The organism is Paenarthrobacter sp. NPDC057355, from assembly GCF_042667405.1.
Classification (GTDB): Bacteria; Actinomycetota; Actinomycetes; order Actinomycetales; family Micrococcaceae; genus Arthrobacter.
In genome coordinates, this window is the sequence record NZ_JBHVAL010000035.1 from 1 (window position 1) to 9,981 (window position 9,981).

A 9,981-nucleotide genomic window follows, 5' to 3' on the forward strand; every position below is an offset into this window, starting at 1 on the left:
GAAACCACCGCAGCGGTCACCGCGAAGCTGGCCAAAGCCCGTACCGCCCTCTGGAACAACGGCATCGGAGCCGCCCTCGAAAAGCTCGACACCGGCCTGGGCAAACTCAACCAAACCCTCGACTCATCCTTAGTCCGAATCTCCGAAACCGCCAAGCCCAGTGCACACATAAATGCTGCCGATTCCGTCTCGATGCAGAGCCCTGTAACCGACATAAAGCCTCTTGGGTCTTCTGCGAAATCTGGTATTACCGACGAAGCGACAGCGTTAGTGGACCACGCACCCGTAACCCGTCTCCTTCACGAACCCCTCACCAGCCAACCCGGTGAACTAGCAGTCGACAGTACCTCGGCAGCAAAGCAACTCAGCCATGAACCGGCGGTCGGTCGCCAAGCCGACATTGTCGAGCAGAGCTACGGTGAGCCCCGCGAGGTACACGGCCAACACCCGCCGTACCCGGAACTTTTCCGCAAGAACCGCGACACCTTGGCATTGGTTTCAGAGGCGGACGCGAAATGGGGTCGGTCAGACAAAGGTGAAGGCACCATCTTCGGGAAAAACGACTACGATGTTCGCTATACGGACCAAGCTCCGGAAGACGGATCGGTCCGACACGTATACCCGCCCAATGGCGGAGTCGAGCCTGGCACGCTCGTCCGCTACACCGATGTGCAAGCCTTCACGCAAGACTTCGGAACGAAACTGGATCGTATTGGCAGTCCGGGCGGAAAGTATCTGGGTATCTTGGAGTCCGGGGAGCGCGCAACCTTCGAGTCCAGATCCCTGCCCGTTGACTCACTGGCAAACAAGTATTTCTCTTACCGAATCGCCGAAAAGTGGCCCCATGGAACAGAAAATTGGACAATTGAGGTATCGCGCGTGGCCCCGGCGTTTGGCCGTCGCGGTGGGGCGCTGCAGTTAATCGCCCGAGACGCAAGTGGAAAAATGTTGACCGTCAATGACATGCTGGATGTAGGACTGCTAATTAAATGACTACGGAACAAAAAGGGCTCAATTCCCTGATGGTCAGCGTATCTGACCTGATCGCTCCCGCGGGTTTCACATACTACCAAGATTCAACGGATGGTTCTTGGTTCCTAGACCCTCGCGACGACTTCATTTATCATCTTTTCGTTAATAGAAATGCCTATATTCTATCGCAATCCGATAGAGGGCAGCCGGAACAAGCAGTTTTTACGACCTCCAGCCTAGGTGCGATGGAGCTATTTGTCACACATTTGCTTTGCGAGGGTTATCGTGAGGAAATGGATCTTCCTAGACTGCTTGTAGTCCCAGTGCCCTTGACGCCAAATGATGTTGCGCCAGGATTTCTACTAACGCAGCAAAATCATATCTGGACGCTGATAGACGAGTCCACAGGAAGCAAGTTCTTTTCAAATCATATAAATCTTGTGAAATTCTCGCACTACTCCAAGTTGTCACCGCGTCAATTGCGCGATTCTTGCCTTTCAGAAAATGGCAAACCTCCGTTCTTTATTGCGTCCTAAAATTTACTTCTTGCAGTCACCGCATCCAAGGATGTTGAGCGGTGCATGGCTGCTGCAGCGTCCCGACAGCTCACAATAGGCCGGTGCAGGGTCGCTCCCACCAGTTGGATGTATAATCTGAGGCCTTCCGCGTACGAAATGGGTAAAGGAACATGGATGAGCTGCTTAATCCAACTTTCGCAGCTAGGTGATAACTTTATTAAGGTTTTTGATGAAGAACTAATACGCCCTGGTACGGTTGGTCGAATTCCGGATCGCCCCGCGGATGCACTGACACTGTTTCAAGACCTCAGGGCCTTCCCGCGCACAGTGGACAACATCCCGCAGTGGATGTGGAGAGTGTTCCGCGCCGAAAAAATGACCCCACCGGTCTACAACCCGGAACTCGGAACAGTCGACTGGGCCAACAAACGACTACCCGTCACCGACACCGGCACCGACTTCTCCGCCGAACCGGAAATCATCGACCCCTCCAAAGAACCCGGCGTCTTCGCAAAAATCAGCAAGAAGTTGTTCGGCCGCTGAAGGCCCCAGTGGGGGCAGCGCCCGGCTCAGAACCAATCGGAACACCACTGGGACGGACTGCGCGTGACCTGCTCCAACAGTAATAACCAGCTACCATCCTCACCATGGGCATCCACATCGGCACATCGGGCTGGAGCTACGACCACTGGGAGAACGTGCTCTATCCCCCGGGTCTGCCCGCCGCCAAACGCCTGCCCCACTACACAGCTCGATTTAACACAGTCGAGCTGAATGCCAGTTTCTACCGTTGGCCCCGCGACACCACCTTCGCTGGTTGGCGGGAACGGCTGCCGGCGGGATTCGCCATGTCGGTCAAAGCGCCGCGCGGACTGACACACGCCAAGAAGCTGTACAGCCCTGAAGTGTGGGCGGAACGCATCGAGCGATGCTGGCACGAACTCGGCGACAAAAGGGCAGTCCTGTTGGCCCAGTTGCCGCCGGATTTTGCCCGCGATGACGCCCGGCTCGACTACTTCCTGGCCGCCCTGCCCCACTGGATCCGCGTCGCCGTCGAGTTCCGGCACGACAGCTGGGACCACCCCGATGTGTACGCGCTCCTGGAACGCCACCAGGCCGCCTACTGCATCATGAGCGGCGCCAACCTGCCATGCATCCTCCGCGCCACCGCGCCGTTCGTCTACATCCGCATGCACGGCCCGGACCACCAGCACCTCTACGGCGGCTCCTACTCAGAGGACGATTTGAGGTGGTGGGCGGACAGGATCCGCGAGTGGAGCGGCTCCGGCAAGGACGTTTACGTCTACTTCAATAACGACGGCGGTGGTAACGCCGTGCGCAACGCTGACACTCTGCGGTGGCTGCTTGGGGTCAACTGACCCCGTGGCGGTTATGCCAGGCGGGCGCGCACGATTTCGCTGACGGTCTTGCCATCGAAGCGCCCTGCAACCTTTGCGGTAACAGGCTTCATGACAGCACCGATGGACCGCATGGAGAGTTCCTGGCCATCGGCCTTCAATGCGGCGATCGCTTCGTCCACAATCGCCTCCACCTCTTCACGGGTGAGCGCTTTGGGAAGGTAAGCCTCGATGATCTCGGCCTCTACGATTTCGGCCGCCGCACGATCATCCTCCCCTGCCTCGGTGTAGATCCTTGCCGTGTCCCGCCGCTTCGCGGCTTCCTTCTGCAGCAGCGAGGTGACCTGGGCGTCGTCGAGCTCTACCGGCGTCTTACCTGACTTTTCGCGGGTGGTGATTTCACCCAGGACGTTGCGAACCGTGGTCAGGGCAACTTTGTTGCCTGCCTTCATGTGCTCGACTACATCGGCTTTCAACTGCTCTTTGAGAGTCATGATGTTGCTCCTTGTTTGGGATTCTTCCTGCTATCTTCCCAGCTTGAACGCGCAGCCGGGCCTCCCGCCGCACGCCAACCAAGCCCTAGCATTGCCGTGTGATGCTACAAGCCTGCCTTAACGGGGTCCGGGACATCCGGCAACACCATCGACTAACCGCAGATCCGGCCGCTCTCGCCCAGGAGGCTGCAAAGGCGGTGGCCGCGGGCGCCCAAACCCTGCACATACACCCCAAGAATCCGCAGGGCAAGGACACCCTGGAACCCCACTATGTGGCCTCATGGCTGGGTGCCGTTCGCGATGCCTGTCCAGGCATCCCGGTTGGCGTGACCACTGGAGCCTGGACCACCCCCGACCTCGCAACCCGGCTGAAGCGGATCGAGTCGTGGCACGAGCTTCCTGACTTCGCTTCCGTGAACTGGCATGAGGACGGCGCCGAGGAGGTGGCCGGACTCCTTCACGCCCGCGGTGTGGGTATCGAGGCCGGTGTTTGGCACGGCAACGCCGCGCGCCTCTGGGCTTCCTCCCCACTCCGGAACAGATGCCTGAGGGTGTTGATCGAATTACAGGAAATTCCGGCCGAGGTTGTCGGGATTGAGGCCGTCCGGCTCTTGGCCCTGGTACGCGAGCACGCGCCCCAGGCCCGCGTACTGCTCCATGGCGAAGACACGTCAGCCTGGGCAGCGCTCAAGCTTGCCATCGAGTGGGGCTTGGACGCGAGGGTCGGCCTTGAAGACACGCTCCTGCTGCCGAACGGGAGGCGAACGGCCGGCAATGCCGACTTGGTTGCCGCCGCCAAAAAATTGCTTGCGGTTTGAATAATAAGCATGCTTAGCTCATTGGAATACTGAGCTTTGAGGAGGAACCCACCATGCCCCTTTCGGAACGCGAGCGCCGGGTTCTGCAACAGCTCGAGCGGGAGCTTTTCATCCAGGATCCCGATTTGGCCCGGCAACTCGAATCCGGTGTCCCCGTGCACGGTCCGGTTCAACCCCGCGTTCGTGACGTGATGGCCGCCGCCGTGGGAGTCCTCCTGATCCTGCTGGCAATCCCGTTGCACGTAGTCCCACTTGCCCTCGTCGGCGGCTTCCTTGTTGTCTACGCAGTGGTGTCCCACAAGAAGTACAAGAATCAGTCCCCCTCAAGACTCCTTTGATGGCAGCGCCCCAGGTGGAGCCTCCGAGGGAGGTTCAACCTGCAGGGGGCTGCTGACAACTACCTGGGCAGGGCTGTGCAGGAGGTACCCGTTGAGCCAGGAAAACAATGCCCGGATCTTTTGCTGCAGCCCGGACAACAGCGCCAGGTGGACCAGGAGCCACGACAAGAAGGCGAAGACACCCTGCAACTGGATGCGCTTCCGGCCAAGTTCAGCCACCGCAGCGCCGCGACCCACCATCGCCATGTACCCCTTGTCCACGTAGCGGAATGGCTCGCGGCTGCCTCCGTTGAGGTCCGCAAGGATGTTCCTGGCCGCCCATTTTCCAGCCTGCTGCGCGACCGAACCGAGCTGGGGAAGTTTGGCCCCGGTCGAGTCCGTGATGTTGGCGGCATCCCCGATGACATACACGCCCTTTGTATCCGGCGCCGTTAGGTCCGGGTTGACGTCGATCCGCCCGCCCCTACCTTGGGCAAGCCCCGAGCCGGCAATGATGTCGCCGGCCTTCAAGCCCCCGGCCCACACCACAATCTGCCCCGGAACGGAGCTTCCGTTAGCCAGCGTCACACCATCGCGCCGGACCTCGGTGACCCCCACGCCCATGTGAAGTTGAACGCCCACTTTCTGCAAATGCTCGGTGGCGTACTTCTGGGACTTGGACGAGAACATGTTCAGCACGCTGGGAACCATGTCCACCAGATGTACCCGGCAACGGGCGGCAAGTTCGGGCGAAAAATACTTCTGCACGACGTACTTGACGTTTTCAGCCATGGCTCCGGCCGTTTCAACACCAGTTGGACCGCCGCCAACCACCACCACGCCCACGGACATGCCCGGGTTTCCATCGGCCTCATCCAATAACCGGGTGAGTCCGGCCCCAAGCCTCGTGGCGTCAGTGACGGAATAGAGGGGAAACGCCAGCTCTTCGGCGCCGGGCGTGTTGAAGAAGTTGGGAACAGCGCCTACGGCGAGAACCATTACTTCGGCCTTGAAGGTCTGCCCGTCCGCAGTCGTCACCGACCGCTGGGCTGCGTCCACGGATTCCACTTTGGCGGTGAGAACCTTGACCGTTTTAAGGCGCCGGAACACCGAACGCAGTGGCCGGGCGATGGCCGATACACCGATCTGGGAGGTGGCAACCTGATAGAGGAGGGGTTGGAACTGGTGGTAGTTGTTCGAGTCGATGAGCAAGACGCGTACACCCTTGCGGCCAAGTTCCTTGGCTGCCGCAACGCCCGCGAATCCGCCGCCGACCACAATGACCTGGTAAGTGTCCTTCATGCGAGCAACATACTTCACTGGCGGTTCAGGCAACAGAGGTTCCCGATCCGCCGTCGGGCGTTTATTCTCTGGACCGGTGGGTACGCAGTGAGTAGTGTTCTGCATTCGGCAACGCACGCGGAAGGGTGATCTTTTGTGAACGAGGACGGTCTGACGGACGCCGTGCAAGAGGCCGGCGCCGTGGAATTGTTGCTGGTCCGGCATGGTGAGAGCGAAGGAAATGTGGCCGCCACCGAGGCGCGGCTGGCGGGAGCGGAAATCATCGACGTGCCCGCGAGGGACCCGGATGTGAATCTGTCGGGAACGGGCCAGGACCAAGCCAAGGCCCTCGGGACCGCGTTGGCCCGCATCGCCGAGGAGCTGCGACCGGACGCTGTTGTTTCTTCCCCTTACGCCCGCGCCCGGCAGACGGCGGAAATCGCCGTCGAAACAGCAGGGTGGCCCGTGAAGGTACTCACCGACGAGCGCCTCCGTGACAGGGAATTGGGCATTCTGGACAGGCTGACGAGCCTCGGCGTGAAGAACCGCTACCCCGATGAGTTCGAGCGCCGTGCGTGGCTGGGCAAGCTGTATTACCGGCCGCCCGGAGGTGAGTCCTGGGCGGATGTGGCCCTGCGTCTTCGCTCGGTCCTGGACGAGCTCAACACCCTGGGACGAGGACACCGGGTAATGCTCGTCTGCCACGACGCCATCATTCTGCTGGTCCGATACGTCCTGGAGGGCATGTCGGAAGACGAAATCCTGGACCTCGCCGCCACCACATCAGTGCTCAATGCCTCCATCACGCGATACGTGCGCCCCACCGGCTCCGGACCGTGGGAACTTGAGAGCTTCAACGTTGCCGACCACCTGACAGAGCAGGGTGTCACAGTCACCGAACACGCCGGAGATGCCAGTGTCCACCCGCAGTGAACCCACTTTGGTCACTCCATCGCTTCTTAGGGACTGGCCGCTCCCGGCCCCCGGCGACGACAAGTATTCACGCGGAGCTGTGCTTGTGATCGGCGGAGCCCGGGCAACCCCGGGCGCGGCCATCCTCGCCGGAACTGCGGCGCTGCGGGCGGGAGCCGGCAAAATCACGTTGGCGGTGGCCGAATCCGCGGCAGTGCAGGTGGGCGTTACGCTGCCGGAATGTGGTTCAATCGGGCTGCCGGAAACAGCTGACGGTTCCCTGACGGGTGAGGGGCTGGACCGCATCTCAACCTATCTGGAACGTGCCGACACCGTGCTGATCGGTCCCGGCTTGGACGATCTGGATCTCGCAGAGTCCTTGCTTAGGGCCCTCTTGGAACGGGAGAAGGCCGACGACGGCGAGGACGCCGAAGGGGGTCCCGCCGTCGTTCTTGACGCCTATGCCCTCGGAGCGCTCGCGAAGGTGGAAGACCAACTCGAACCGTGGCGTGGCCGCCTGATCCTCACCCCCAACCCGACGGAGGCCGGGGTCCTGCTCGGCAAGGATGTCGAGGATCTTGAAGCTGCGCTGATCGAGATTGCGCGTCGCTTTGACGCGGTGGTCAGCTGCCAGGGGTTCATCGCCGGACCGCAGGGCTCCGCGGGTGAGGGCTCCGACCTTTGGAAGATCACCACCGGTTACGGCGGTCTGGGGACTTCCGGCAGCGGCGATGTCCTGGCCGGTGCGGTTTCCGGACTGAGGGCCCGCGGAACGAGCAATGCCCAGGCCGCCTGTTGGGGCACCCATCTGCATGCGGCTGCGGCGGATCGTCTGGCAAGCAAGCTGGGTCCGCTCGGGTTCCTGGCCCGGGAGCTCGCCGACGAACTGCCGGCGCTGATGTTGGAACTGAACACCTGAGCCCTCGGCTAGGCTCCCAGTATGGGGACAATTAAAAGCAGCACTCAAAGATCGCGTGTCATCGTTAGTCTTGTGGGGCTCGCTGCAATAGCGGCGTTCGCCCTGACGGGAGCCCTGCAGATCCTCGTGTGGAACCCGCTCGCGGCCGTTCCCGGTGCCAGCCTGGAAGAAATCCATGCGGGGCTTGCCCAAGCCAACGAGTCTCTCTCCGCACCGGGTGTGCTGTTGTGGGCCCTCCTTGGAACAGGGCTCGGTGCAGTCGTGGTGCTGCTGACGGCAACACGCCGCATTTCGCGGATGAGAACCGTGATCCTTCTCGACCTCCTCATCCTGGGGCTCGGCGCGCCGTCGTACTTTTGGGCATCCTTTCCCGCGGGAATGGCGTTGGCCGATGCCTTTTTCATCTCCGGTGGCGACCACGCGCCGTGGGGTGGGCTGCTGTATCTGGTCAGCGTGGCGGCTTTGGCGGCCGCACTGGCCGTTACGGTTATGACGAGACGGCCCCGAGCCGCCCGCGCCTAGGCGGGCTTCAGCAGTTCATGCTCGACGACGGCGATACTGGACAAGGTCTTGTAACCCTCCTGCTCGAACAGGACAGTCATGACGTCGTCCTCGTGCCGCATCACCAGCCCGGGACCCCACTCCTTGTGGATCACGGTGGACTGCAAGGGGAACTGCTCTTCAGCAGCTGACGCTGAAGAGCAGTCCGAACCTACCGCTTCATCGTGGCGGGCGTCAGCGCAGGCATCGCAGTTACCGCACGGATCGGGCAGGTCTTCACCGAAATAGCCCAGCAGGAACTGGCGACGGCAACCGTCCGTCTCGGCGTAGGCCCTCATCATGGTGAGCCGGGACTGGTCTACACGTTGCCGCGCTTCGGCAAGTTCCACCGCCCGGTCGACCAGGGTGGCGGGCTTCGCTTTGGAAGCGAGCCGGGTTCCACGCTTGCCGCTCTTCACAGCGCCAGCCTCTTCCAACTGGTTCACCAGCCCTGTAACGCGCCGCGCCGGGAACCCAGTCAGCTCCGCTATCGCGGACTTGGGAGCTGGCCCACCAGCGTCCTTAATAACCTTCAGTACCGCTCTCAGGGCCTCTGGATCCGGTGAGTGCGTGCCGAAGAACTTGCGTAGACCCAGGTCCTCGGCCCGGTAATGAAGGATCGCCGCGGCGGCTTCACCATCGCGGCCGGCCCTACCGATTTCCTGGTAGTACGAGTCCAGCGACTCCGGAATGTCCGCATGCACCACGAACCTTACATTGGGCTTGTCAATGCCCATGCCAAAGGCCGTCGTGGCCACAACTACGTCGAGTTGATCGTTCAGGAACCTCTCGTGGATGTCCTCACGGTCAGCGTCCGCGCGGCCCGCGTGGTAGGCCTCTGCCCGCAAACCCTGCTCCGTCAGCTTGGCAGCGTAGCCCTCCGTGTCTTTCCGCGTGGCGGCATAGAGCAGGCCCAGCCCTTCCGAGCCGGCCAGCTCCACGACGTGTTCCACCACGGCTTTGCGCTTGGCTTTGTCCTCCTGGTGGCGCACTACATCAAGGCTGATGTTGGGACGGTCGAAGCCCCGGACCAGGATCAAGGGGTCCCGCATGCCAAGCCGCTCTACGATCTCATCGCGCACCGGTGGCGACGCCGTCGCAGTCAGGGCGATCACCGGCGGATTCCCCAAACGTTCCCGGACGTTGCCCAGTTCAAGGTAATCCGGGCGGAAATCATGGCCCCACGCGGATACACAATGGGCCTCATCCACCACGAATATCGTGACTTCGAGCTTGGCGATACGCTCGACGGTTTCCTGTTTGGCCAGCTGCTCCGGGGCGAGGAAGACGAACACCGCTTGGCCCGACTCGGCCGCCTCCCATGCAGTCTGGACTTCTGCGTCGGTGCGGGAAGAGTTAATAGCGACGGCGGCGCCCTCACCGAGGTCCTCGGCGAGCCCTTCCAGCTGGTCCTCCTGCAGGGCGATGAGGGGTGAAACCACGACGGCGGGACGTTTCGTTTGTTGATGAAGGTACAGGGCCGCGACCTGGTAGGTAGCCGATTTTCCGTAACCGGTAGGCATGACGGCCAAGACGTCGCGGCCCTCAGCGAGGGCGCTCATGCCAGCCAGTTGGCCGTCGCGCAACTCAGGTAGGGAAAAGGAGGACGCCGCAAGGGCAGTCAGGGCAAGGTCAGCTGACATGTAAGAGATGGCTCCGCTTTGTGGTTCCTGCGGCCATCTGCATCAGCCGAGATCTCCAGCCTAGCGCGAGCCGGAGGGCCGTGCCTTTTCGGCGGATGGGACCTGTGGATAACCGCTGCGGTTTTCTTGAGGTTTTCCTGAGGAAGTGTTGCGGGTTTGCAGGATTTGTTCTTGATCCAGGCCCGGCAAAGTAATTCCTGTCAGCCACA

Annotated in this window: 12 protein-coding genes; 9 read left to right on the forward strand and 3 right to left on the reverse strand. The window is 61.4% G+C overall.

Features of this window, described 5'->3' with window-relative positions:
• The 4 genes from ACFUOZ_RS20995 to ACFUOZ_RS21010 all read left to right on the forward strand — a co-directional run.
• Positions 1 to 993 (forward strand): TNT domain-containing protein (locus tag ACFUOZ_RS20995; RefSeq protein WP_377551883.1); only part of this gene is annotated, 993 nt, incomplete at its 5' end.
• On the forward strand, positions 990 to 1,508 hold the full coding sequence (locus tag ACFUOZ_RS21000; protein WP_377551885.1) for an Imm61 family immunity protein: 519 nt from the start codon (positions 990 to 992) through the stop codon (positions 1,506 to 1,508). The genes ACFUOZ_RS20995 and ACFUOZ_RS21000, both read left to right, overlap by 4 nt.
• 156 nt (positions 1,509 to 1,664) lie before the next feature.
• Positions 1,665 to 2,033, forward strand: a complete 369-nt coding sequence (locus ACFUOZ_RS21005) for a hypothetical protein (protein WP_377551887.1) — start codon at positions 1,665 to 1,667, stop codon at positions 2,031 to 2,033.
• Between the two features lie 104 nt (positions 2,034 to 2,137).
• Positions 2,138 to 2,869, forward strand: coding sequence for a DUF72 domain-containing protein (locus tag ACFUOZ_RS21010; RefSeq protein ID WP_377551889.1), 732 nt, complete (start codon positions 2,138 to 2,140; stop codon positions 2,867 to 2,869).
• Positions 2,870 to 2,880: 11 nt separating this feature from the next.
• On the opposite strand, the gene ACFUOZ_RS21015 is transcribed toward ACFUOZ_RS21010, so the two are convergent.
• A complete protein-coding gene (locus tag ACFUOZ_RS21015) occupies positions 2,881 to 3,342 on the reverse strand; it encodes a GatB/YqeY domain-containing protein (RefSeq protein WP_377551891.1) in 462 nt (153 codons plus the stop codon).
• 101 nt (positions 3,343 to 3,443) lie between these two features.
• Between ACFUOZ_RS21015 and ACFUOZ_RS21020 the strand changes: the two genes are divergently transcribed.
• A complete protein-coding gene (locus ACFUOZ_RS21020; RefSeq protein ID WP_377551908.1) occupies positions 3,444 to 4,160 on the forward strand; it encodes a 3-keto-5-aminohexanoate cleavage protein in 717 nt (238 codons plus the stop codon).
• Between the two features lie 53 nt (positions 4,161 to 4,213).
• Positions 4,214 to 4,498, forward strand: coding sequence for a DUF3040 domain-containing protein (locus ACFUOZ_RS21025; protein WP_377551893.1), 285 nt, complete (start codon positions 4,214 to 4,216; stop codon positions 4,496 to 4,498).
• Here ACFUOZ_RS21025 and ACFUOZ_RS21030 read toward each other — a convergent pair.
• Positions 4,484 to 5,779, reverse strand: a complete 1,296-nt coding sequence (locus ACFUOZ_RS21030) for an NAD(P)/FAD-dependent oxidoreductase (RefSeq protein ID WP_377551895.1) — start codon at positions 5,777 to 5,779, stop codon at positions 4,484 to 4,486. The genes ACFUOZ_RS21025 and ACFUOZ_RS21030 overlap by 15 nt on opposite strands.
• A 135-nt stretch (positions 5,780 to 5,914) precedes the next feature.
• Between ACFUOZ_RS21030 and ACFUOZ_RS21035 the strand changes: the two genes are divergently transcribed.
• The 3 genes from ACFUOZ_RS21035 (at position 5,915) to ACFUOZ_RS21045 (ending at position 8,111) form a co-directional block, all read left to right on the forward strand.
• Positions 5,915 to 6,691: a histidine phosphatase family protein gene (locus ACFUOZ_RS21035; protein WP_377551898.1), complete on the forward strand. Its 777-nt coding sequence runs from the start codon at positions 5,915 to 5,917 to the stop codon at positions 6,689 to 6,691.
• Positions 6,669 to 7,589 carry an NAD(P)H-hydrate dehydratase gene (locus ACFUOZ_RS21040; RefSeq protein ID WP_377551900.1) on the forward strand — a complete coding sequence of 307 codons (921 nt, stop codon included), beginning with the start codon at positions 6,669 to 6,671 and terminating at the stop codon, positions 7,587 to 7,589. The genes ACFUOZ_RS21035 and ACFUOZ_RS21040 overlap by 23 nt, the downstream gene beginning before the upstream one ends.
• Before the next feature lie 72 nt (positions 7,590 to 7,661).
• Positions 7,662 to 8,111 carry a hypothetical protein gene (locus tag ACFUOZ_RS21045; protein WP_377551902.1) on the forward strand — a complete coding sequence of 150 codons (450 nt, stop codon included), beginning with the start codon at positions 7,662 to 7,664 and terminating at the stop codon, positions 8,109 to 8,111.
• Here ACFUOZ_RS21045 and ACFUOZ_RS21050 read toward each other — a convergent pair.
• Positions 8,108 to 9,772 (reverse strand): RecQ family ATP-dependent DNA helicase, encoded by a 1,665-nt coding sequence (locus tag ACFUOZ_RS21050; RefSeq protein WP_377551905.1) that lies wholly within the window; start codon positions 9,770 to 9,772, stop codon positions 8,108 to 8,110. The two genes, ACFUOZ_RS21045 and ACFUOZ_RS21050, sit on opposite strands and share 4 nt — an antisense overlap.
• Positions 9,773 to 9,981 lie beyond the last annotated feature (209 nt).

Coding starts and splice junctions, on each gene's coding strand:
- ACFUOZ_RS21000 (WP_377551885.1), top strand. CDS start 990: ATGACTACGGAACAAAAAGGGCTCAATTCCCTGATGGTCAGCGTATCT.
- ACFUOZ_RS21005 (WP_377551887.1), top strand. CDS start 1,665: ATGAGCTGCTTAATCCAACTTTCGCAGCTAGGTGATAACTTTATTAAG.
- ACFUOZ_RS21010 (WP_377551889.1), top strand. CDS start 2,138: ATGGGCATCCACATCGGCACATCGGGCTGGAGCTACGACCACTGGGAG.
- ACFUOZ_RS21015 (WP_377551891.1), bottom strand. CDS start 3,342: ATGACTCTCAAAGAGCAGTTGAAAGCCGATGTAGTCGAGCACATGAAG.
- ACFUOZ_RS21020 (WP_377551908.1), top strand. CDS start 3,444: ATGCTACAAGCCTGCCTTAACGGGGTCCGGGACATCCGGCAACACCAT.
- ACFUOZ_RS21025 (WP_377551893.1), top strand. CDS start 4,214: ATGCCCCTTTCGGAACGCGAGCGCCGGGTTCTGCAACAGCTCGAGCGG.
- ACFUOZ_RS21030 (WP_377551895.1), bottom strand. CDS start 5,779: ATGAAGGACACTTACCAGGTCATTGTGGTCGGCGGCGGATTCGCGGGC.
- ACFUOZ_RS21040 (WP_377551900.1), top strand. CDS start 6,669: ATGCCAGTGTCCACCCGCAGTGAACCCACTTTGGTCACTCCATCGCTT.
- ACFUOZ_RS21050 (WP_377551905.1), bottom strand. CDS start 9,772: ATGTCAGCTGACCTTGCCCTGACTGCCCTTGCGGCGTCCTCCTTTTCC.